A 22,598-nucleotide genomic window follows, 5' to 3' on the forward strand; every position below is an offset into this window, starting at 1 on the left:
GATGACGACCGCAGACACGATGCCCGTCGGCGACGAGACCGTGAAGGATGTCCGCCGGCTGGACCGGGTGATCATCAGGTTCGCGGGGGACTCCGGCGACGGGATGCAGCTCACCGGTGACCGTTTCACCTCGGAAACGGCGTCGTTCGGCAATGATCTGTCGACGCTGCCGAACTTCCCGGCCGAGATCCGGGCACCCGCGGGCACCCTGCCGGGCGTCTCGTCGTTCCAGCTGCACTTCGCCGACCACGACATCCTCACGCCGGGCGACGCGCCCAACGTGCTGGTGGCGATGAACCCGGCCGCGTTGAAGGCGAACGTGGGCGACCTGCCGCGCGGCGCGGAGATCATCGTCAACACGGACGAGTTCACCAGGCGGGCGATGCAGAAGGTCGGCTACGACACCTCTCCGCTGGAGGACGGCTCCCTGGACGGCTACCACCTGCATCCGGTGCCGCTGACCACGCTGACCGTCCAGGCGCTGGGCGAGTTCGACCTCAGCCGCAAGGAGGCCGAGCGCAGCAAGAACATGTTCGCGCTCGGGTTGCTGTCGTGGATGTATCACCGGCCCACCGAGGGCACGGAGAAGTTCCTGAGGTCGAAGTTCGCGAAGAAGCCGGAGATCGCGGCGGCGAACATCGCGGCCTACCGTGCGGGCTGGAACTTCGGTGAGACCACGGAGGATTTCGCGGTCTCCTACGAGGTGGCGCCGGCGGCGACGGCGTTCCCGCCCGGCACCTACCGCAACATCTCCGGGAACCTGGCCCTGGCCTACGGTCTGATCGCCGCGTCCCGGCGCGCGGATCTGCCGCTGTTTTTGGGCTCGTATCCCATCACTCCGGCGTCCGACATCCTGCACGAGCTGTCGAAGCACAAGAACTTCGGGGTGCGTACCTTCCAGGCGGAGGACGAGATCGCGGGGATCGGGGCGGCGCTGGGGGCGGCGTTCGGCGGTGCGCTGGCGGTGACCACCACCTCCGGTCCGGGGGTGGCGCTCAAGAGCGAGACGGTCGGGCTCGCGGTGAGTCTGGAGTTGCCGCTGCTGGTGGTGGACATCCAGCGCGGCGGCCCGTCGACGGGTCTGCCGACCAAGACGGAGCAGGCCGACCTGCTGCAGGCGATGTTCGGGCGCAACGGCGAGGCACCGGTTGCGGTCCTCGCCCCGCAGACTGCGGCCGACTGCTTCGACGCCGCCCTGGAGGCGGCGCGGATCGCGCTGGCCTACCGGACTCCGGTCTTCCTGCTCTCCGACGGCTATCTCGCCAACGGCTCCGAACCGTGGCGGATCCCCGAGCCGGACGAACTGCCGGATCTGACGGTGCAGTTCGCGCAGGGCCCCAACCACACCCTGGACGACGGCAGTGAGGTGTTCTGGCCCTACAAGCGCGACCCGCACACCCTGGCCCGCCCCTGGGCGGTACCGGGCACCCCCGGGCTCGAGCACCGGATCGGCGGCATCGAGAAACAGGACGGCACCGGGAACATCTCCTACGACCCGGCCAACCACGACTTCATGGTCCGCACCCGCCAGGCCAAGATCGACGGCATCACCGTCCCCGACCTGGCCGTCGACGACCCGGACGGCGCACGGACCCTCGTGCTGGGCTGGGGCTCCACCTACGGGCCGATCACCGCCGCCGTGCGCCGGATCCGCAAGGAGGGCGGCCAGATCGCCCAGGCCCACCTGCGCCACCTCAACCCCTTCCCGGCCAACCTCGGCGCGGTCCTCGAACGGTACGACAACGTGGTGGTCCCGGAGATGAACCTCGGTCAGCTCGCCACCCTGATCCGGGCGAAATACCTGGTCGACACCCAGTCGTACAACCAGGTCAACGGCATGCCGTTCAAGGCGGAACAGCTCGCCACGGTCCTGAAGGAGGCCATCGATGCCTGACGCGGGCGCACTGCTCCCCCTCGTCCCCAAGGCCGAGGGCAAGCAGTCCATGAAGGACTTCAAGTCCGACCAGGAAGTGCGCTGGTGCCCCGGCTGCGGCGACTACGCCATCCTCGCCGCCGTGCAGGGCTTCATGCCCCAGCTCGGCCTCGCCCGCGAGAACATCGTCTTCGTCTCCGGCATCGGCTGCTCCTCCCGCTTCCCGTACTACATGAACACCTACGGGATGCACTCCATCCACGGCCGCGCCCCCGCCATCGCCACCGGCCTCGCCACCTCCCGCCGCGACCTGTCGGTCTGGGTCGTCACCGGGGACGGCGACGCCCTCTCCATCGGCGGCAACCACCTCATCCACGCCCTGCGCCGCAACGTCAACCTCAAGATCCTGCTGTTCAACAACCGGATCTACGGCCTCACCAAAGGCCAGTACTCCCCCACCTCCGAGGTCGGGAAGATCACCAAGTCGACACCGATGGGCTCGCTGGACGCGCCCTTCAACCCCATCTCCCTCGCCCTCGGCGCGGAGGCCTCCTTCGTCGCCCGGACCGTCGACTCCGACCGCAAACACCTCACCGACGTCCTGCGCCAGGCCGCCGAACACCCCGGCACCGCCCTGATCGAGATCTACCAGAACTGCAACATCTTCAACGACGGCGCCTTCGACGCCCTCAAGGACAAACAGCAGGCCGAAGAAGCAGTGATCCGCCTGGAACACGGGCAGCCGATCCGCTTCGGCACCGACAACACCAAGGGCGTCCTACGCAACCCGCACACCGGAGACCTGGACATCGTCACCGTCACCGCGGACAACGAAGCAGACATCCTCGTCCACGACGCCCACGCCACCTCCCCCACCACGGCCTTCGCACTCTCCCGCCTCGCCGACCCCGACACCCTGCACCACACCCCCATCGGCGTCCTGCGCTGCGTCGAACGCCCCGTCTACGACACCCTCATGTCCGAACAGCTCGACACCGCCGTCGAAACAGACGGCAAGGGCGACCTCGCCACGTTGTTCAACGGTGGGGACACCTTCTCCCATTGAAAACCGGCGAGGAGGTTTGTTAATCCCATGTTCCCTGGACCGACCTGTTTCGAGATCGAGGAGGACAGTTGAGCGCCACTTCTGCCCCCGCACCCCAGCACGGCATGACCTGGCTGGGAGCCATCGTGGGGGACGGCTTCACGGAGACGTTGCAGGACGGGCTCAGCCGCTCCCGCTTCGGCCGCGCCCGGCAGACCACCGGCACGGCACATCCAGGGCTCCCCGCAGACGGTCGTGACCCAGCGGCCGGCCCCGTCCGGACGGACCGCGACGGCCGGGACGACCACGTCTGGGCCGAGCGCCGCAGACTGGCGCGCGAGGTCCACGACGATCTGGGCACGGCTCTGTCCACGGCCGCCCACCACATCGAGCTGCACGCCGCCGAGACCGGCGGGACCCCCCGTCTCGACGCCGCCCGGCACTCACTGCGTGAGGCGATGGCCGTCGCCCGCAGGCTGACCGGCGAGCTCCAGGCGCAGACCGTACTGCCGCCGCTGGCCCAGGCGGTGGGGGAGTTCGCCGCCACCACCCGTCCCCCGGGGACCGAGGTCCGCATCAGGACCACCGGAGACGAACGGCTCCTGTCGGACGTCTGCCGCCGTGAACTGTTCCTCGCCGTACGCGAGGCCCTGCACAACGCCTTCCACCACGCACACGCCGATCGGGTGACCGTGACCCTGCGCTTCACCCGCCGCTGGGCACACGCCGGCATCGTCGACGACGGCGTCGGGTTCGACGCCGACGCGGTACTCGTTCCCGGCCACCGGGCACCGGGTCTGCGCTCGATGACCGACCGCATCGAGGACGTCGGCGGGCGGCTCCTGATAGTGAGCGGCCCCGCCGGCGGCACGCACATCGACGTCCATCTCCCACTGCGCCCCCGGAAGTGAGCACCGCACCGCGGACGTGACGCCATGGGAGGGCCACGTCCGCGGACGGATCACCCCTGGCTTCGGCCGAAGGCTTCCGCGTGGTCCGCCGCCCAGATGCGGAACGGCCTGGCGGGCCGGCCCGTCACTTCCCGCACGGTCGGCACGACCTGCGCCTTGGCCCCCGCCCGCTGCCGCTCGGCGCTCTCCAGGAACGCGTCGGCGACGGGCCTCGGATACTTCCGGAGCAGCTGCTCGCGCGCCGCCTCCAGCCCCAGCTCCTCGAAACGCAGTGAGCGCCCCAGCACCTCGGAGAGCCGCGCCGTCTGCTGCCTGGCGGTGATCGCCTCGGGCCCGGACAGCGCGTACGCCCGTCCCTCGTGACCGGGCCGGGTCAGTGCCCTGACCGCCACTTCCGCGATGTCGCGCGGATCGACGCAGGCAACCGGGGACGTGCCGTACAGCGCGCGGACCACGCCGTCGGACCGGATGGCGGGCGCCCAGGACAGCGTGTTGGACATGAAGGTCCTGGCCCGCAGGAAGGTCCAGTCGAGCCCGGACTCGCGTACGGCCCGCTCGTTCTCGCGCTGCCGCCGCGTGATGAAGTCGTCCGCGCCCGGTTCCCCCACCGCGAGCATGGACAGCTTCACCAGGTGCCGGACGCCGGCCTCGCGCGCCGCCGCCGCGAAACGCTCGTCGTCCGGCTCGGTGGCACTGTTCGTGACGAGGAACGCCGCCCGCACCCCGTTGAGGGCCCGGTCCAGGCCCGGGCGGTCGGCGTACTCGCCCGCGCAGACCTCGACGTTCGGGCCGGTGACGGTCACCCGTTCCGGCCGCCGGGCGAGGACTCTGACGGGACCGGTCCGGGCCAGCAGGTGGGCGACCTGACGGCCGACCACACCGGTCACGCCGGTCACAAGAATCACTCGGGGCTCCTCTCGGGCAGCGAGGCAGGGGCGCCTCCGAACATACATATGAGGGGAAGGGCAGGATCTGGCCCCGGGGCGCGAACCGGCGATGTTCGCGCCCCGGGGCCGGTGCTCAGCCGGAGAACGCGGGGCCGGACAGCGTGGTGAGGAAGACGAGGCTGCCGTCCTGATGCCCGGTGACCCGCACGGTGGTCAGCCCCGCCGCCGGACCCGGCCGGACCGTCGCCTGGATCCAGCACGGGCTGTCGAACTCCGCGTACCGGACGAACCGGGTGCCGCCGATCGACGGCACGAAGGGCGCCGGACCGGTCACGAGGCACGCCGCCTGCCGTGCCGCCTCGAGCAGCAGCATGCCCGGTACGTGGTCGTTGGGGCGCTGGAAGAGGGTCGGGTGACTGGTGTCCACCCGCAGTCGCCACGTGTCCTGCTGCGAACTCGCCGACAGGACCACGTCCTCGTCGCGGGTGCGACCGGCGCGCGCCGCGGGCACGGGCGCGGTCCCGGGCACCGATGCGGTGGGAGTCGCGAAGTCGCCGCGCATCCGCCGGTAGACTTGAGGACTGGTGAAGCGCGTCGTGGCAGTCCCCGTGGCAGCGAGCCGTCCGGCGCGGCGCACGGCCCAGTCCACCTGTCCCTGTACGGGCTGCCCGCCGCGGAACTTCAGCTGGGAACAGGCCACTTCCACCTCCAGCTCCGCGACCTCGCCCGACACGCCGAGGTGGTCGAGGTGGCAGGTGTAGTCCAGCGTGGCCATCAGGAAGTGGTAGCCCACCGGCACGCCGTAGCCGGCGTGGAAGACGAGCATCGCCGCCTGACGCAGGGTCTCGGCGATCAGCAGCGGATCGTGTCGGTCCCCGTGGACCGGTGCGAAGAACGGGTGGTCGTGGGGCAGGACGGCGGTGACCGAGAACCGGTCACCGCCCTTCGGTATCCAGCTGACCGGGAACGCGTCCTGCACCCTGGTCCGGTGGACAAGCGCCATCGGAACCGGCAATGCGGTTTGTTCGATCGAGTTGGCATCGGACGCAGAATTGATCAAAACTACTGCTTCGGGCATGGGTCCCCCCCAGGAATCATGTGATGCCGAGCTGTTCTGTATGCGCGAACGTTAAGATACAGACTGAGCGGTTTTTTTTCTATCCTTCCCGGGGGAGACATGAACAAGGAGGCAGGCATGGCCAAGCAGGACCGGGCGATCCGCACGCGGCAGACGATCCTGGACGCCGCGGCGCAGGTCTTCGAGAAGCAGGGCTACCAAGCTGCCACGATCACGGAGATCCTCAAGGTGGCCGGGGTGACCAAGGGAGCCCTCTACTTCCACTTCCAGTCCAAGGAAGAACTGGCGCTGGGCGTCTTCGACGCCCAGGAACCACCACAGGCCGTTCCGGAGCAACCCCTCCGGCTGCAAGAACTCATCGACATGGGCATGTTGTTCTGTCACCGCTTGCGCACGAACGTCGTGGCCCGGGCCGGCGTGCGCCTCTCCATGGACCAGCAGGCGCACGGTCTCGATCGCCGAGGACCCTTCCGTCGCTGGCACGAGACACTCCTGAAGCTGCTGAACCAGGCCAAGGAGAACGGTGAGTTGCTGCCCCATGTGGTCACCACCGACTCGGCCGATCTCTACGTGGGCACGTTCGCCGGGATACAGGTCGTGTCCCAGACGGTCAGCGACTACCAGGACCTCGAACACCGCTACGCGCTGCTGCAGAAGCACATCCTGCCCGCCATCGCGGTTCCCTCCGTGCTGGCCGCGCTCGATCTCTCCGAGGAGCGCGGAGCACGCCTCGCGGCCGAACTGGCACCGACCGGGAAGGACTGACCGCCGAAGCGCCCGCACCGGATACCGACCCGCCGTGCCCGAGCGGCCGACCGGGGCCGCCTACGGGCCCGGCGGCGGGCCCGTAGGTCTGCCCTGCGTACCGAAGCGTGGCGGGTCAGAGAATCGTTCCGCCTGTGGCATCGACGTACTGGCCGGTGATCCACCGTGAGTCGTCGGAGGCCAGAAAGGCCACCACGTCGGCGATGTCGTCGGGTCTGCCGATGCGGTTGAACACGGAGTAGGCGGCCAGTGCCGCGGCCGCCTCGGGGGTCTGCCGCCGCCGTGCGTTCATGTCCGTCTCCACGAAACCCGGCGCCACCGCGTTGACCGTGATCCCCCGTTCCCCCAGTTGCCTGGCCAGGGCGAGCGTGAGCGTGTCCACCGCACCCTTGGTCATCGCGTATCCGATGGACTCGGGGAACGCGCGCCGGGTCGCGGCAGACGAGATGTTGATGATCCGCCCGCCGTCGCGCAGTCGTTTCAGTCCGTGCTGGACCAGGAACAGCGGTGCCCGGACGTTGACGGCGACCAGTCGGTCGAAGACCTCCTCGGTGACTTCCGTGATCCGTCCCGAGCCGCTGACGCCCGCGTTGTTCACCAGGATGTCGAACTCGGGCGGCACTCCGAATTCGCCCATCCCGGCGTCGAACGCCGCGTAGAGCGCGGCCGCGTCACCCACGACGCCGAGTTCGGCCCGGATGGCCAACGCCTGTCCGCCGCTGCTCCGGATGGTCTCGACGGTCTCTCGCGCCGCCGCCTCGCTGCTGCCGTAGTGGACTGCCACGAGCGCCCCGTCCGCGGCCAGCCGCAGGGCGATACCGCGTCCGATGCCCCGGCTTCCCCCGGTCACCAGGGCGGTCTTGCCCTCCAGCGGTCTTCCATACCTCGTCCCATGTGCACGCATATCAGCCCCCGCCGTGCGTGAGCGACCCATGGCGGCCGCTCGGCCGTTCGAATCGACGGTCACAGCCTACCTGTGACCGCGTCAGACGGGGCCGGAGTGGCCCGGTTGGACGGCTGGGGCCAGATCGGGCGGCGCGCACGGGGAACCGGCGCCGGTCAGGGGTCAGGGGTCGCCGGGACCGCCCAGGCCGGTCAGGGCACCGACCGGATCGAGGTCGGGCGTGCCACGCGGCCACCAGTCCTCGCGGCCCGGCTCCGACTCGTACGCGTACCAGAGCCCGGTCCGGCCGAGTCTGAGCTGGACGTGGCCGCGCGGGTGGGTGAGGCGGTTGCGCCAGGGGCGGAAGGCGGGGAGGTCGGCGGCGAGCAGCAGGGGGCGGGCGCGGTCGAAACGGCCGGCCGGCGGGTCCCAGGGCTCCTCCAGGACGTCGAGACCCGCCAACCCGCCCTGCCGCCAGGCGGCGACGGCCCGCGCCAGCTCCGCCGTGTCGCGTCCGGCGGCCGAGGCGAGCGACGCGTAGAGCGCGCGGGTACCCGCGGTGAGGCCGGAACCGGGGCGCGCGGCGGCGAGCCGGACGGCGTCCTGCCACAGCGTCAGTCCGCCGACCGGGTCGCGTCCGGTGGTGAGGAGGGCGTGGGCGCGGGCGGCCGCGTCGGTGGCCAGCTGGTCCAGCGCGAAGGGGTCGGGGCCGCCCGGGGCGGCCGGGTAGGCCGGCGGCTGTTCGGGGTGCGGCGGCGCGGGCAACGGCGCCGGGAGGCGCGGCAGGGCGCGCGGGGTCAGCGCCGCGCCGGCCCGGACGCCGGGCAGCGGTCCGGGGCCGCGGTCCTGGGCCGCGCGTGCCTCGCGGGCCGCGTTCCGCCGGGACAGGGCGTCGAGCAGCGCGCGTTCGCCCCGGCCGCGGAGCAGCAGCAGGACGAAGGGGTCGGCGTCGAGCAGACGTGCCGTCTGGTAGCAGAGGGCGGCGGCGTGCTTGCAGGGGTGCCCGGAGTCGGGGCAGCTGCACCGCGGGGCCAGGTCGCCGGGTCCGGGCAGCAGCGGGACGCCGCGGTCGGCCAGGTCGGCCAGGGAGTGGGGAAGTTCCCCGTCGAGCAGCGCCGCGATGTGCCCGGGGCGTTCGACGGCGGCGTCGAGGAACCGGTCCCAGTCGGAGTCGCCGAGCGTGCGCAGCCGCACCTGCACGCGGTACGGCCGGGAGCGGCTGCCCCGCACGTAGGCGAGGACCAGCCCGGGCGTCACGGTGATGGCGTCGACGTGCCCGTGCTCGGCGTATCCGCGCCCGCGTTCCAGCCGGGCGGCGTCCAGGGCGCCTTCCTCCAGCGCGGTCACCCACGCGTTCCCCCACCAGGTGGCGGCGAAGCCCTCCGCCGCGGCCTCCCGGGGCGGCAGCGCGGGAAAGGTGCGCCGGAGGTCGCCGTCACGGTCCGGGGCGGCCATCGAGCGGGGCGCGCGGGCCTTCGCGGGCGGTGCGGAGGAGACGGCCCGGCCACGCACCGCCGAGACGGACTGCCCCGTGTCCGCGCCGGGCGACGAGGCGGGCTCCGCGTGTGCCGTGCCGGGCGACGGGGCGGGCTCCGCGTGTGCCGTCGCCCCGCCCTCGGCGGAGGACGTACCGGCCTGCTCCCCGGCGGGCAGGGGCTCCTCGGCCTGGTCCGCCTCCGGGGGCAGCCGGAAGGCGCCGGCGGCGAAGTCCCGCACGGCGCGGGCGCGCGCGTCGGCGGTGCCCGGACCGCCCGCCGGTCGCTGACGAGCGGCCGGGCGGGACGACCACCGCGCGGGCGCGGCGCCCTGGGCCGAGACGCCCTCGGCCGCCGCCTCCGCCTTCGCCTGCCGACGAGCCGCCCGCAACGCCTCACGCGCCACATCCGCCGGTCGGCCGCCGCCCGCGTCACCGGAGCCGGGGAGGGACTCCTCCTCGGGAACGGCCGCGACGGGCGGACCGAGCGGGACGGGCGAGCCGGTCGGGTCTGTGGGACCGGTCGGGTCAGCGGGGGCGGCCGTGGGACCGGTCGGGTCAACCGGGGCGGCCGGGCCGGTGGGGACGGCCGGGTCCGTGGAGGCGGTCGGGTCGGTGGAGGCGGTCGGGTCGGTGGAGGCGGTCGGGTCGGTGGAGGCGGTCGGGTCGGTGGAGGCGGTCGGGTCGGTCATGGCGTCGGGCCGGAACGCCGTCTCGCCCGAATCCGCCGCCTCTCCACGCCCTCCCGGCTTCCGGGAGTCACCCGGACCAGTCTCCAAGGTGTCAGCGGCGCCCGGGGCGTCAGGTGCGTCGGGAAGGTCCGCGGGACTGTGCGCCCCCGTCCGCCGCGCGGTCAGCGCACTGCGCAGCGCGGCCCGGGCGACGTCTCCGGGGCGCGGACGGTCGTGCTCCGGCGGCTTCCCGTCCTGGTCATCTTCCTGGCGCCCGTCCTGGCCCCGTGCCGACTCCGTCTCCGACGGTGCCGGAGACGGTGGCGGTGGCGGTGGCGGAGACGTCGGCGTCGGCGTCGGCGTCGGCGTCGGCGTCGGCCCACGGTGCGCGTCCGCGCCCGTACCCTCGCCGCGCTCGCGTGCCTCCCGCAGGGCGCGGCGGGCCTCGTCCGCGGGCCGGGGGGTCACGAGGGCCTCCGCAGGGACACCAGGTCGGACAGTTCACGCGCCGTCAGTTCGGTGAGGGCCGACTCTCCGGAGCCGAGGATCGCGTCGGCCAGGGCCCGCTTGGACTGGAGCATCTCGGCGATGCGGTCCTCGACCGTGCCCTCGGTGATGAGCCGGTGGACCTGGACCGGCTGGGTCTGGCCGATGCGGTAGGCGCGGTCGGTGGCCTGCTCCTCCACGGCCGGGTTCCACCAGCGGTCGAAGTGCACGACGTGGCCGGCGCGGGTGAGGTTCAGGCCGGTGCCCGCGGCCTTCAGGGACAGGACGAGCACCGGAGTCGCCCCGCTCTGGAAACGGTCCACCATCCGCTCGCGCTCCGGCACCGGCGTACCGCCGTGCAGGAGGTCGACCGGGACCGCGCGGGCGGCCAGGTGGGAAGTGATGAGGCGGGCCATGCCGACGTACTGCGTGAAGACCAGCACCGAGCCGTCCTCCGCGAGCACCGTGTCCAGCAGCTCGTCCAGCAGGGCGAGCTTGCCCGAGCGGGCGGTCATCCGGTCGGTCCCGCCCGGCGGGTGCTCCTCCTTCAGGAACAGCGCGGGGTGGTCGCAGATCTGCTTGAGCGAGGTCAGCAGCTTGAGGACGAGGCCGCGGCGGCCGATGCCCTCGGCCTCCTCGATGGCGAGCATCGACTCGCGCACCACCGCCTCGTACAGCGCGGCCTGCTCGCGGGTGAGCGGGACGGGGTGGTCCGTCTCGGTCTTCGGCGGCAGCTCGGGGACGATGCCCGGGTCGGACTTCCTGCGGCGCAGGAGGAAGGGGCGGATGAGGCGGGCGAGGCGCTCCACCGCCTGGTCGTCCTCGCCGTTCTCCACCGCGCGCGCGTGCCGGGCTCGGAAGGACTTCAGGGGGCCGAGCAGCCCGGGCGTGGTCCAGTCGAGCAGCGCCCACAGCTCGGAGAGGTTGTTCTCCACCGGGGTGCCGGTCAGGGCCACCCGCGCCGGGGACGGGATGGTGCGCAGGGCCTTCGCCGTGGCCGAGTACGGGTTCTTCACGTGCTGGGCCTCGTCCGCGACGACCATGCCCCAGGGCTGCTCGGCCAGGGTCGTGGCGGCGGACCGCATGGTGCCGTAGGTGGTGAGGACGAAGCCGCCCGTCAGGTCGTCGAGGGTGCGGTCGGGGCCGTGGAAACGCCGGACCGGGACTCCGGGCGCGAACCGGTTGATCTCCCGCTGCCAGTTGCCCAGGAGGGAGGCGGGGCAGACCACCAGGGTCGGTTCGGTGCGGGCGCGCCTGAGGTGCAGGGCGATGACGGTGACGGTCTTGCCGAGGCCCATGTCGTCGGCGAGGCAGCCACCGAGGCCGAGCGAGGTCATGAGGTCCAGCCAGGCCAGGCCGCGCAACTGGTAGTCGCGCAGGGTGGCGTGCAGGCCGGGCGGTGCTTCGGCGGGGCGCACCCCCGCGGTGAGCCGGTCGCGCAGGGCGGCCAGCGCGCCGACGGGCACCACCTCGACCGTCTCGCCGTCGGTCTCGGCGCTGCCGGTGAGGGCGACGGAGAGGGCGTCGACCGGGTCGAGCAGGCCCAGGTCGCGCTTGCGGGCCCGGCGGACGAGCGCCGGGTCGACCAGCACCCAGCGGTCGCGGAGCCGGACGACCGGGCGGTGGGCCTCCGCGAGGGTGTCCATCTCGGCCTCGGTGAGCGGATCGCCGCCGATCGCGAGCTGCCAGCGGAACTGGAGCAGGTCCTCGCTCTCGAAGAAGCCCGTGCCGTCGGTCGCCGAACCGGGCGCGGTCCTGATCACCGCGGTCGCGGTGAGGTCCTGGGCCAGGTCGCGGGGCCAGTGCACGGCGACCCCGGCGGCGGCCAGCCGGCCGGCCGCCACTCCCAACAAGTCGGTGACCTCCTCCTCGGACAGGGCGAGTACGTCGGGCACGTCCTGGTCGGTGAGCCGGTCCAGCGGCGGCCAGACCCGCGCCGCGCGGCGCACCGCCAGGGCGGTGTCCACGCGCGTGCGGGCACCGAACGCCGCGTCCGCCGTCCCCGACCACAGGTCCGCCGCGTCGGCGACGAGGGTGGGGTCGGCGAGGCTGTGCACCTGGACGACGGCCGCGCCGGCGTTGCGCGCGCCGACGCCTCCGCTCCCGCTCCCGGGGGCTCCCTCCCCCTCCCGGTCGAACAGGTCGTACGCCGACAGGTCCAGGCGGAGCGAGATGCGCACGCCCGCGTCCATGCCGGCGGCGACCTCCGCGGCCCAGTCGTGGGCGTCCGGCAGGCGCCGGGCCTCGCTCGCGGCGAACGGCCGTCCTGAGGCGTGGGGCGCGGCCGGGGTGCGGGGCAGGGTGTCGGCGACCGCGTCCAGGAAGGCGCGGACCAGCGCTTCCGGCTCCGGCAGCCGGATCGGTCCGGGGCCGTCGAGGGGGACCGCGTGGCCCTCGGGCGGCAGGGCGGCGGCCACGGCCCGCAGGTGCGCGATGTCGTCGGGGTCGAGTGGCCCGGCCCGCCAGGCGTCGTGACCGGTCGGCGTCAGGCCGGGCAGCAGGCGGCCGCGCGCGGTGAGCCGCAGGGCGTGCAGGGCCGCCGCGCCCCAGCAGGCGGTGGCCGGGTGGGCGGCCCGGTCGTGCCGGGCGCGCACCAGGTGGGGCAGCGCCTCGGCGAGCGGCAGCGACAGCGCGGGCGCGGTCCCGCGCCGCACGCCGGCGCCGTGCCGCCGCACGACGGTCAGCTCCGTCGGCCCGCCGGACCGCTCGCCGTCCCCGTGCCCGTGCCCGTCCCCGGCGGCCGCTCCCCCGAAGTCCTCTGCTGCGTCTACCGGCCCGCCGTCGGGATTCCAGAAGGCGATCCGTCCCTCGCGCGGGAGTGGTGCGGGCAGGAAGACGGCCGCGAGCCCGACGGGGACGCACGCCGTCGTCGCCCCGGCCCGCCCTGCCTCCGTCACGGCCATGTCGCCCATACGTTCTGTCACCTCCCGCCCGTCCACCCGATCAGATGTCTTCGACTCTACGGGCGGGGTCTGACAATCGGCTCCGACGGCCTGCCACCAGTCCCTGGGACGGGGCGGGGCGGGGCGGGCGAAGGCAAAGGCAAAGGCAAAGGCGGGGGGCACGGCCCTACGGAACGGTGTGCGAGACCACGTACACCATCGGGTAGTCGGGATTGTCCATGTTCACGACGACGTCCTGGGTCGGCGCCGGATTCTTCTGCTCGTTGACGACACCCCACCAGGAGCCGGACCCGCCGAACTGCCAGCCGGTGACCCGCTGGGCGCGGTCACTGATCGCGATCTTGCCCTTCCTCAGCGCGTCCCGGTCGACGCCCAGCCCCGCCAGGAAGACGTCGAGACCGGCACCGGTGGTCTCGAACTGGACGTAGAGCCGGCTGGTCTTCCAGTTGTTCGTCTCGTAGTACGCGACCTCTTCGGCCGGGACCGGGACGGGCACCTCGTAGATGCGGCGTTGCAGCTTGGAGGGCCAGCCGCTGGTCATACCGGTCGCCGCGTACTTCGCCTCCTTGTCCCGGCCGCTGTCGCGGCTCTGGTTGGCGGAGATCACCAGGTAACCGGCCGGGACGCCGATGAGCAGCACGATGATGAGCAGGGTGAGCGTCCGGCGGCGGATCATGTGCCGGCGGCCCTCGGCAGCGGCGCCGGCCGGCTCCGGGGGGCCGGGCTGGTGGGGCAGGGACTCCGTCACAGCGACTCCCGGGACTCACGGCGGGCCTCGGCGTACCGCTCGTAGCGCTCGTACCGCTCCACCCGGCGCCGCTTGGCCCGGCGGAAGCGGCGGGCGACCAGCCGGGACAGGTCGGCGGCGCCCACCATGCCGGCCTCGGGGCCGAGCTGGGCGCGGACGATGCGGGCCTCGGGGCGGTAGCCGCGGCCGGTGAGCTGGCGCTTGAAGGCGTCGCGCGCGGGGCCGATCAGCAGGTCGTCGGCGGCGCTGACCCCGCCGCCGATCACGAAGCAGGACGGGTCGAGGGCCGCGGCGAGGTTCGCGATGCCGACGCCGAGCCACTGTCCGATGTCCTGGAGCAGCTCGACGCACATGGCGTCGCCCTCGCGGGCCAGCTCGGTGATCATCGGGCCGGTGATGTCGCCGATGCTGCCCTTGACGTGCTCGATGATCCCGTACGCCACCGGGGAGTCGGCGGCGGCCAGCTCCCGGGCCTCCCTGACCAGGGCGTTCCCGGAGCTGTACTGCTCCCAGCAGCCGCGGTTGCCGCACGGGCAGCGATGGCCGCCGGGGACGACCTGCATGTGCCCGAACTCGCCGGCGACGCCGTACTTGCCCCGCTTGACCTGGCCGTCCTCGAGGATCGCGCCGCCGATGCCGGTGCCGAGCGTGATCATGACGAGGTGGTCCTCGCCGCGGCCCGCGCCGAAGCGCCACTCGGCCCAGGCGGCGGTGTTGGCGTCGTTGTCCACCAGGACGGGCACGGCGAGGCGGCCGGCGATGCGGTCGCGCAGCGGTTCGTTGCGCCAGGACAGGTGGGGGGCGAACAGGACGCGGTTGCGGTCGGCGTCGACCCAGCCGGCCGCGCCGATCCCGACGGCGTGCACGTCGTGCCGGTCGGAGAGGTCCAGGACCAGTTCGACGATCGTGTCCTCGACGACCTTCGGGCTCTTGGACTTGTCCGGGGTCTCCGTGCGGAGCTTCTCCAGGATGTTGCCGTCGGCGTCGACGACACCCGCCATGACCTTCGTGCCGCCGATGTCGATGCCGACCGTGGGCACGCGGGGTGCCGTGAGGTGCGAGCGGCGTTCCCTCGTGCCCACGGTGCGCAGGACCGGGGCGCGGCGGGAGCCGATGGGGGCGGTGAAGTCGCGGTAGGTGCTCATCGGGTGCGATTGTGCCGCACGGGTGTGCCGGGTGCCGAATGGACAGGGGGCGGGCGGAGCGGTTCGTTGCCGGGTGCCAGTACGTCGTTGCTGGTCGTGCGGTCCCCCGCGCCCCTTACCCGCGTTCCAGCTCATGACGTAGATCGTCCAGCTCCGTTCCACCGGCCATCTGCTGGGTCAGCTCGTCCAGCGTCACCTCGTCACGCGTCTGATTGGCGACCATCGTGCCCCTCTTCAGGAGGACGAAGCGGTCGCCCACCAGGTACGCGTGGTGTGGGTTGTGGGTGATCAGCACAACACCGAGTCCCTGGTCACGTGCCGCCGCCACGTATTTCAGGACCACACCCGACTGCTTCACGCCCAATGCCGCCGTCGGCTCGTCCAGGACGAGCACCTTCGCGCCGAAGTACACCGCGCGGGCGATCGCCACGCACTGGCGCTCGCCGCCGGAGAGGGTGCCGATGGGCTGGTCGACGTCACGGAGGTCGATGCCCATGCGCAGGAGTTCCGCGTGGGTGGTGCGGCGCATGTGGTCGACGTCCATGCGCTTGAACGGGGCGACGCCCTTGCGCGGCTCGGAGCCGAGGAAGAAGTTGCGCCAGACCGGCATGAGGGGGACGACGGCGAGGTCCTGGTAGACGGTGGCGATGCCGCGGTCCAGGGCCTCGCGCGGGGAGGAGAGCCGGGTCTCCTCGCCGTCCAGGCTCAGCGTGCCGCCGTCGTGCTGGTGCAGCCCGGCGATGATCTTGATGAGGGTGGACTTGCCCGCGCCGTTGTCGCCGAGCACGCAGGTGATCTCGCCGGCGTGGACCTCCAGGGACACGCCTTCGAGCGCGCGTACGTTGCCGTAGTTCTTGCTGACGCCGGACAGCTCGACGAGCGCCGTACGGTCTTCGTTCCGCGTCACTTGGTGGCCTCCGCGCGCTTGCGGACCCAGGCGTTGAGCAGGGTCGCGAGGAGCAGCATCGCTCCGAGGAAGAACTTGAACCAGTCCGGGTTCCACTCGGCGAAGACGATGCCCTTGCTGGTCATGCCGAAGATGAACGCGCCGACCGCCGAGCCGACGGCGCTGCCGTAGCCGCCGGTGATCAGGCAGCCGCCGATGACGGCCGCGATGATGTAGATCAGCTCGTTGCCGACGCCCTCGCCGGACTGGACGACGTCGTAGGAGAAGAGCAGGTGCTGGCCGGAGATCCAGGCGCCGAAACCGACGCCCATGTAGAGGCCGATCTTGGTCTTGGCGACCGGGACGCCCACCGCGCGGGCGGCGTCCTTGTTGCCGCCGACCGCGAAGATCCAGTTGCCCGCGCGGGTGCGCAGCAGGATCCAGCTGGCGACGGCGACCAGGGCGAGCCACCACAGGATGGTCACCTTGAAGCCGACGCCGCCGATCGTGATCGTGGAGGCGAAGACGTCCTGGGCGGAGGGGAAGCCCTCCATGTCCGCGATCGACTTGGTGGAGACGGTGCCGTCGACGAGCTTGGTGAAGCCCAGGTTCAGGCCGGTCAGCATGAGGAACGTGCCGAGCGTGATGATGAAGCTGGGCAGTTTGGTGCGGGTGAGCATGAAGCCGTTGAAGGCGCCGATCGCCAGGGTGACCAGCAGCGACACGACGACGCCGACCCAGACGTTGGCGGTCATCTGGTAGCTGAACATCGACGACACCAGCGCCGAGGAGGTGACCATGACGCCCGCGGACAGGTCGAACTCCCCGCCGATCATCAGCAGCGCCACCGGGACGGCCATGATGCCGATCGTGGAGGCGGCGTAGAGCACCGTGCTGAGGCTGGCGGCGTGCAGGAAGCTGTCGGCGAAGAACGCGAAGAAGACGAAGACGGCGATCGCGCCGACGACGGAGCCCAGCTCGGGGCGGCCGAGGAGTTTCCGCAGCCGAGAGGTCTGCAGAATCCTTTCGTCAACCGCCTTCACCTGCGTGGCGTTCATCGCGTGCCCCGCTTCGTGTAGTCGGCCAGCGCGGCGGCGTCGTCCTTGGTGATGATCTGCGGCCCGGTGAGCACCGGACGGCCGCCGCCGAGGACGTCGGCGTTGTACTTGTACAGCCAGAGCAGGTCGACGGCCTCGTAGCCCTGGAGGTAGGGCTGCTGGTCGACGGCGAAGCCGAGGGTGCCGTCCGCCAGTCCGGCGGCCACCTTGGCGTTGAGGTCGAACGTGTCGATCTCGGCCTTGCTTCCCGCGCCCTGCTTGGCCTTGACCGCGGTGTCGGCGTAGGGGGCGCCGAGCGTGACGACGGCGTCGACGGACTTGTCGGTCTGGAGCTTGGCCTCGATGGCGGACTGCACGTCCGGCATGCTGGTGCCGTTGACGTAGAGCCGCTGGACCTTGCCGTCGAAGGTCTTCTCCACTCCGTCGCAGCGCTGCTCGTGGCCGACGTTGCCCTGCTCGTGGAGCACGCAGACCGCCTGCTCGCGGCCCCGCTCGTTCAGCTCCTCGCCCACGGCCTCGCCCGCGATGGTCTCGTCCTGGCCGACGTGGGTGAGGGCGCCGAACTCCCTGGACTCCTCGGAGCCGGAGTTCACCGTGATCACCGGGATGCCCGCCTTGTGCGCTCGGGCGAGGGCGGACTTCATCGCGTCGGGCTTGGCGAGCGTGACGATGATGCCGTCGACCTTCTTGTCGATGGCCGCGTTCACCAGCTGGGCCTGCTGCTGCGCCTCGGCGTCGTGGGAGTACAGGAAGTTGATGTTGTCCTTGACCGCGGCCTGCTCTGCGCCGCTCTGGACGATGTCCCAGAAGGTGTCGCCGTCGCCCGAGTGGGTGATCATCGCGAAGGTCCAGCGGGGGGTGTCCACCGCCGCCCTGCCCTCGGCCGACGCGGCCTTGCGGGCGTCCTCGGCGCGTTTGCCGCCGGTACTGCTGCAGCCGGCCAGGGACACCGACAGTGCCCCTGCCAGCGCGATGCCCACCCATGTCCGAAACCGTGCCACGAGGCCGTGCCCTTCTTGCTGTGCCGTGCTGTGCGTGCGGGGCCTGCCCGGCCCCGGCCGGGTCTGGAAACCCCAAACGCCCCATTGTCCGACACACAAGCGGAGCGCTTGCCTCCGGGGATCGGCCGACGGTCACATTGTCCGGACATTGCGACGAACCCGCACGGTGGGGCCGCCGGTGGGAGCGGCCGGGGAGCGACCGCCGGACGCGGTCGCCGGACGCGGGGCTCAGGGCCGCACGAGCAGCTGGAACTCGAAGGAGTAGCGGGACGGCCGGTAGGTGTGGGTGCCGAACTCGACCGCGCGTCCCGTGTCGTCGAAGGTGGTGCGCTCCATGGTGAGCAGCGGGGCGCCCGCGTCCTCGCCGAGCCGCTCGGCCTCGCCGGAGGTCGCGGCGCGGGCGCCGATGGACTGCCGGGCGCTGTGCAGGGTGATCCCGGCGGCGCGCATCAGCCGGTAGAGACCGGTGGCCTCCAGCTGTCCGGTGTCCAGGTCGACGAGGCCGGGCGGCAGGTAGTTGCACAGGTACGCCATCGGTTCCCCGTGCGTCAGCCGCAGCCGCTCGATGCGGTGCACCTCGCTGTCCTCGGCCACGCCGAGCGCCGCGGCGATCTCCGCGGTGGCCGGGACGACGGTGTTGACCAGGACCTTCGTGGCGGGGCGCTGGCCCGCCGCCTCCAGGTCGTCGTAGAGGCTGCTGAGTTCCAGGGGGCGCCGGACCTTGCTGTGCACGACCTGGGTGCCGACGCCGCGGCGGCGCACGAGCAGGCCCTTGTCGACGAGCGACTGGATGGCCTGGCGGACGGTGGGCCGGGACAGGCCGAGCCGCGCGGCCAGCTCGATCTCGTTGCCCAGCAGGCTGCCGGGGGTCAGCGCGCCGTGCTCGATCGCCGCCTCCAGCTGCTGCGACAGCTGGAAGTACAGCGGCACCGGGCTGCTGCGATCCACGCTGAGGTCCAGCGACACGGTCGGGTCCACTTCTGGTTTCGGCACGGGCCGAGCGTAGCTCCGTGCCGAGGTGACGGGAAGCTGCGCAGTTCGATTGTCCGGACATACGCATTGACAGAAAGCGGCTGTGAGCCCACTTTGATTCCATGCGCATCGGGGTCATCGGAACGGGCCGCATCGGCACCGTTCACGCCAACACGCTCAGCCGCCACCGCGACGTCGGATCCCTGATCCTCACGGACGCCGACATCGCGCGGGCGCAGGAGCTGGCCCACCGGCTGGGCGAGACGGCGGCACCAGGGGTGGACGAGATCTTCCAGTGGGGCGTGGACGCGGTGGTGATCACCACGGCGACGCCGGCCCATGCCGAACTGATCGGCCGGGCGGCCCGCTCGGGGCTCCCGGTGTTCTGCGAGAAGCCCATCGCCCTGGACCTGCCGGGCACGTTACAGGCGATCGCCGAGGTGGAGGCCGCCGGGACGGTCCTCCAGATGGGCTTCCAGCGCCGCTTCGACACCGGCTACACCGGGGCCCGGGAGGCGGTGCGGTCCGGGCGGCTGGGCCGGCTGCACACCGTCCGGGCGGTGACGAGCGACCAGACCCCGCCGCCGGCCGATTACCTCCCGCAGTCCGGCGGGCTCTACCGGGACACGCTCATCCACGACTTCGACGTCCTGCGCTGGGTGACCGGGCGGGAGGTCGTCGACGTGTACGCCGCCGGGTCCGACGCCGGTCCGCCGATGTTCCGCGCGGCGGACGACGTGGACACCGGCGCGGTGCTGCTCACGCTGGACGACGGGACGCTGGCGACGGCGACCGCGGCGCGGCTGAACGGGGCGGGGTACGACGTGCGCATGGAGCTGGCCGGGGAGCTGGACCAGATCGTCGTGGGCCTGGACGACCGTACGCCGATCGCGTCCACCGAGCCGACCGGGCCCCCGGCCGCGGACAAGCCGTGGACCGGCTTCGTAGAGCGCTTCGGACCCGCCTACGAGGCCGAGCTGACCACCTTCGTGCAGGTGGTGCGCGGCGAGCGGGCCAACCCGTGCGACGGGCGCGAGGCGTTGCAGGCCCTGCGGATCGCGGAGGCCTGCGACGTCTCGCGCCGCGAGCGCAGACCCGTACGGCTGGCGGAGGTGCCCGAGACGCTCACGTCTTGAGGCGTGCCGTCCTGGTACCCGTCGGCCTTCAGGGGTTGCCGTCCCGGTACCCGTCGGCCTTAAGGCGTGTCGTCGTGGTAGCCGTCGAGGAGCCCCGCGTCGTACGCCAGCAGGGCGATCTGGACCCGGTTGTCGAGGTCGAGCCCGGCCAGGATGCGGGAGACGTGGGCCTTGACCGTGGCGACGCTCATGAAGAGGTGGGACGCGATGTCGGCGTTGGCCATGCCGCGGCCGACCGCGACGGCGACCTCGCGCTCGCGGTCGCTGAGGGTGTCCACGCGGGCACGCGCGCGCGTGCGGCGCGCGTGACGTGCGTCGGGGGCGGTACCGGCCGCCTGTTCCATCAGCCGTCGGGTCACGGCGGGCGACAGGACGGGGTCGCCGGCCGCGACCCTGCGCACCGCGCGGAGGATCTCCGCGGGCGGCGTGTCCTTGAGGACGAACCCGGCGGCTCCGGCGCGCAGGGCCCGCAGCACCTGTTCGTCGGCGTGGAAGGTGGTGAGCACGACGACCTGGGGCGCGTCCGGGCGGCTCCGCAGCCGTTCGGTCGCCGTGAGTCCGTCCGTCCCCGGCATCCGGATGTCCATGAGGACGACGTCCGGGCGGGTGCGGTCGACGAGCGCCACGACCTCGTCACCGTCGGCGGCCTCGCCGACGATCTCCACGTCCTCGGCACCGCCCAGCATGAGGGACAGCCCGGCCCGCACCAGCGGGTCGTCGTCGACGAGGAGCAGTCTGATCGCAGTCATGCGTCCTACGTAATCACGGTCGCCACCGGCCGCTTGGGGGTGGCTCAGCCCCACGGCAGCCTCGCCCGTACTTCGAAGCCGCCCCCGGGAGTCGGCCCGTGCTCCAGGGTGCCGCCCGCGAGCGTCGCCCGCTCGGTCAGCCCGATCAGCCCCTGACCCGAACCGGGCACGGGGGGCACCTCGCCCCGGGGCGGGGCGTTGCGCACCGACACGGCGAGTCCGTCGCCCGGTGCCCCGGTGACCCGGACGGTGACCTCGGTGCCGGGCGCGTGCTTGCGCGCGTTGGTCAGCGCCTCCTGGGCGATGCGGTACGCGGTGCGGCCGACGGCGGCGGGGACGGCGTCGGGGTCGGGCACGCGCTCCGCGAGGGTGACCTTCATGCCGGCCTCGCGGGACTCGGCGACCAGCGCGTCGAGCGCCGCGAGCGTGGGCTGGGGACGGCCCGCGTCGTCGGAGTCCGCCGCCCGCAGCACGCCGATGATCTGCCGCAGGTCCTGGAGGGCCTCGTGCGCGCTCTCCCGGATGACGCCCGCCGCCCGCGCGACCTCCGCCCGGGGTGCGTCGGGCCGGAACTCCAGGGCGCCCGCGTGCACGCTGAGCAGCGTCAGCCGGTGGGCGAGTACGTCGTGCATCTCGCGGGCGATGGCCTCGCGGGCCAGCCGCTGCGCCTGCTCGGCCCGCAGCCGCGCCTCGGCCTCGGCGTGCCGGGCCCGGTCGCGCAGGCTGAGCAGGAGCTGGCGCTTGGAGCGGACGAGCAGGCCCCAGCCGAGCACGGTGACCGCGAGCAGGACGGCGATGACGAGGGACGCCAGGAAGGGCAGGCCGGGCTCCGGGCGCATCCAGTAGTAGAGCGGCGTCACGGCGAGACTCGCGCCGCCGATCCAGGCCGTGTACCGGAAGGGCCGGTGCACGGCGAGCGTGAACAGGGCGGCGAGGACGGCGCCGCCCGCGGTGGCCGAGACCAGGGAGACGGGCACCATGGCCACGGCCAGCCCGACCGGCCACCGCCGCCGGAGCCAGACGGCGGCACAGGCCAGGGCGCCGATCAGCTGGTCCGCGACGGCCATGGCGGGTGAGAGGCCCGGCTCCTGGTCCAGCGCGTCGGCGGCCAGCAGGCCGATGGTGACCGCGAGCAGGAAGCAGGCGAAGTCGACGGCCCAGTCGCGTGCGGTGCGCCGGGGCCGGCCGCCGGGCCGCCGGGGTTGCGGGTACAGGTCCTCGACCAGCGCCGCCGGCAGTACCCAGCGCCGTTTCGCGAAGGCCGGGGGCACCGTGGTCCGCTCGTCACTACTGTTCACAGTCGACAAATCTACGCAGGGCTGACGCCGGGAACGGCCGGTCGCGCGGGACCGTCGACCAAAGTCGCACGGGCGGCGACTTTCGGCGCGCGGCCGGCGCGCGAAGAAGCCTTCGGTCGGGCAGGCCTCGCCCCGCGGCCGATGCGGGTGCGGGCACCGCAGGGCGAGAGTCGGGATCATGAAGCAATTGCTGGAGTTCCTGGGTCTGCTCGCCGTACTCCAGGGCGTGATGGGCCTGGTGCACGAATTCACCGACTGGAACCTGGGACTGGTGCGGCGGATCGGTTTCCTGGACGGCTACGAGGTCTACGCGAGCGTCGCGCTGCTGGCTCTCGGCGGTGCGCTGTTCGCCGCCGCCGAGAGCCGCGATTCCGGGTGAGTCCGGCGGCAGGCGGACTCCGCGCGGGCGACGTGCGGCTCGCTCGGGGCGAAGCGCTGCGGCCGGTTCTCACTCCCCTGTGCGACCGATGCCCTCGACGGCCTCGTCGAGCCGGAAGAACGCCTGGTAGCGGGTCGCGTTGACCACGCTGTCTCCTCGACGACGGCTTTGCCGCTCAGGCCGCCCGCTTCGTGTACGCCTCGCTCTCGTCGGCGGCCCGGACCGCGCCGCCGGCCTCGCGCGCATGCCG

Annotated in this window: 19 protein-coding genes; 6 read left to right on the forward strand and 13 right to left on the reverse strand. The window is 72.5% G+C overall.

The genetic code is table 11. The features are described from left to right. Nucleotide 1 precedes the first annotated feature (1 nt). From R2E43_RS06990 to R2E43_RS07000, 3 genes are all read left to right on the forward strand, one after another. Nucleotides 2–1,894, forward strand: a complete 1,893-nt coding sequence (locus R2E43_RS06990; RefSeq protein ID WP_332056024.1) for a 2-oxoacid:acceptor oxidoreductase subunit alpha — start codon at nt 2–4, stop codon at nt 1,892–1,894. Further along, nucleotides 1,887–2,939 (forward strand): 2-oxoacid:ferredoxin oxidoreductase subunit beta, encoded by a 1,053-nt coding sequence (locus R2E43_RS06995; RefSeq protein WP_332056025.1) that lies wholly within the window; start codon nt 1,887–1,889, stop codon nt 2,937–2,939. Before R2E43_RS06990 ends, R2E43_RS06995 begins: the two co-directional genes overlap by 8 nt. 68 nt (nt 2,940–3,007) lie before the next feature. Continuing rightward, nucleotides 3,008–3,829 carry a sensor histidine kinase gene (locus tag R2E43_RS07000; protein WP_332056026.1) on the forward strand — a complete coding sequence of 274 codons (822 nt, stop codon included), beginning with the start codon at nt 3,008–3,010 and terminating at the stop codon, nt 3,827–3,829. Nucleotides 3,830–3,879: 50 nt separating this feature from the next. Here R2E43_RS07000 and scbC read toward each other — a convergent pair whose 3' ends face one another. Both scbC and scbA read right to left on the reverse strand, forming a co-directional pair. Continuing rightward, nucleotides 3,880–4,734: a butenolide phosphate reductase ScbC gene (scbC, locus tag R2E43_RS07005; RefSeq protein WP_011030780.1), complete on the reverse strand. Its 855-nt coding sequence runs from the start codon at nt 4,732–4,734 to the stop codon at nt 3,880–3,882. Between the two features lie 115 nt (nt 4,735–4,849). Further along, nucleotides 4,850–5,794: a gamma-butyrolactone biosynthesis protein ScbA gene (gene scbA / locus R2E43_RS07010; RefSeq protein ID WP_003972659.1), complete on the reverse strand. Its 945-nt coding sequence runs from the start codon at nt 5,792–5,794 to the stop codon at nt 4,850–4,852. A 117-nt stretch (nt 5,795–5,911) separates the two neighbouring features. Here scbA and R2E43_RS07015 point away from each other — a divergent pair, with 117 nt between their 5' ends. Continuing rightward, nucleotides 5,912–6,559, forward strand: coding sequence for a ScbR family autoregulator-binding transcription factor (locus R2E43_RS07015; RefSeq protein ID WP_003972660.1), 648 nt, complete (start codon nt 5,912–5,914; stop codon nt 6,557–6,559). Between the two features lie 115 nt (nt 6,560–6,674). Here the strand turns inward: R2E43_RS07015 and scbB are convergent, their stop codons facing one another. The 9 genes from scbB to R2E43_RS07060 form a co-directional block, all read right to left on the reverse strand. Next, nucleotides 6,675–7,463, reverse strand: coding sequence for an A-factor type gamma-butyrolactone 6-reductase ScbB (scbB, locus tag R2E43_RS07020; RefSeq protein ID WP_011030779.1), 789 nt, complete (start codon nt 7,461–7,463; stop codon nt 6,675–6,677). 162 nt (nt 7,464–7,625) lie between these two features. After that, the gene (locus R2E43_RS07025) at nt 7,626–10,055 is read right to left on the reverse strand and encodes an SWIM zinc finger family protein (RefSeq protein ID WP_332056027.1); all 2,430 of its coding nucleotides are present in this window, start codon (nt 10,053–10,055) and stop codon (nt 7,626–7,628) included. Beyond that, nucleotides 10,052–12,985, reverse strand: a complete 2,934-nt coding sequence (locus R2E43_RS07030; protein WP_319711185.1) for a DEAD/DEAH box helicase — start codon at nt 12,983–12,985, stop codon at nt 10,052–10,054. The genes R2E43_RS07025 and R2E43_RS07030 overlap by 4 nt, the downstream gene beginning before the upstream one ends. Before the next feature lie 157 nt (nt 12,986–13,142). Continuing rightward, complete coding sequence (locus R2E43_RS07035) at nt 13,143–13,724, reverse strand: sugar kinase (protein ID WP_319711186.1); 582 nt, start codon at nt 13,722–13,724, stop codon at nt 13,143–13,145. Then, the gene (locus tag R2E43_RS07040; RefSeq protein ID WP_011030775.1) at nt 13,721–14,869 is read right to left on the reverse strand and encodes an ROK family glucokinase; all 1,149 of its coding nucleotides are present in this window, start codon (nt 14,867–14,869) and stop codon (nt 13,721–13,723) included. The genes R2E43_RS07035 and R2E43_RS07040 overlap by 4 nt, the downstream gene beginning before the upstream one ends. 115 nt (nt 14,870–14,984) lie before the next feature. Beyond that, complete coding sequence (locus R2E43_RS07045) at nt 14,985–15,776, reverse strand: ATP-binding cassette domain-containing protein (protein WP_011030774.1); 792 nt, start codon at nt 15,774–15,776, stop codon at nt 14,985–14,987. Then, nucleotides 15,773–16,813 (reverse strand): ABC transporter permease, encoded by a 1,041-nt coding sequence (locus R2E43_RS07050; RefSeq protein WP_136208370.1) that lies wholly within the window; start codon nt 16,811–16,813, stop codon nt 15,773–15,775. The genes R2E43_RS07045 and R2E43_RS07050 overlap by 4 nt, the downstream gene beginning before the upstream one ends. After that, complete coding sequence (locus tag R2E43_RS07055; protein ID WP_136208369.1) at nt 16,810–17,814, reverse strand: sugar ABC transporter substrate-binding protein; 1,005 nt, start codon at nt 17,812–17,814, stop codon at nt 16,810–16,812. Before R2E43_RS07055 ends, R2E43_RS07050 begins: the two co-directional genes overlap by 4 nt. A 228-nt stretch (nt 17,815–18,042) precedes the next feature. Then, nucleotides 18,043–18,780, reverse strand: coding sequence for a myo-inositol degradation transcriptional regulator (locus tag R2E43_RS07060; RefSeq protein ID WP_011030772.1), 738 nt, complete (start codon nt 18,778–18,780; stop codon nt 18,043–18,045). 128 nt (nt 18,781–18,908) lie between these two features. Here R2E43_RS07060 and R2E43_RS07065 point away from each other — a divergent pair, with 128 nt between their 5' ends. Then, a complete protein-coding gene (locus R2E43_RS07065; protein WP_003972671.1) occupies nt 18,909–19,922 on the forward strand; it encodes a Gfo/Idh/MocA family protein in 1,014 nt (337 codons plus the stop codon). A 59-nt stretch (nt 19,923–19,981) separates the two neighbouring features. Here the strand turns inward: R2E43_RS07065 and R2E43_RS07070 are convergent, their stop codons facing one another. Both R2E43_RS07070 and R2E43_RS07075 read right to left on the reverse strand, forming a co-directional pair. Further along, the gene (locus R2E43_RS07070) at nt 19,982–20,671 is read right to left on the reverse strand and encodes a response regulator transcription factor (RefSeq protein ID WP_332056028.1); all 690 of its coding nucleotides are present in this window, start codon (nt 20,669–20,671) and stop codon (nt 19,982–19,984) included. A gap of 44 nt (nt 20,672–20,715) precedes the next feature. Further along, entirely contained in the window at nt 20,716–21,969 is a 1,254-nt protein-coding gene (locus tag R2E43_RS07075) for a sensor histidine kinase (protein ID WP_003972673.1), read from the reverse strand. A gap of 178 nt (nt 21,970–22,147) precedes the next feature. Between R2E43_RS07075 and R2E43_RS07080 the strand changes: the two genes are divergently transcribed. Then, on the forward strand, nt 22,148–22,348 hold the full coding sequence (locus R2E43_RS07080) for a hypothetical protein (protein WP_003972674.1): 201 nt from the start codon (nt 22,148–22,150) through the stop codon (nt 22,346–22,348). Nucleotides 22,349–22,598 lie beyond the last annotated feature (250 nt).

Origin of the sequence: Streptomyces violaceoruber (genome assembly GCF_033406955.1) — a bacterium.
Taxonomy (GTDB): Bacteria; Actinomycetota; Actinomycetes; order Streptomycetales; family Streptomycetaceae; genus Streptomyces; species Streptomyces violaceoruber.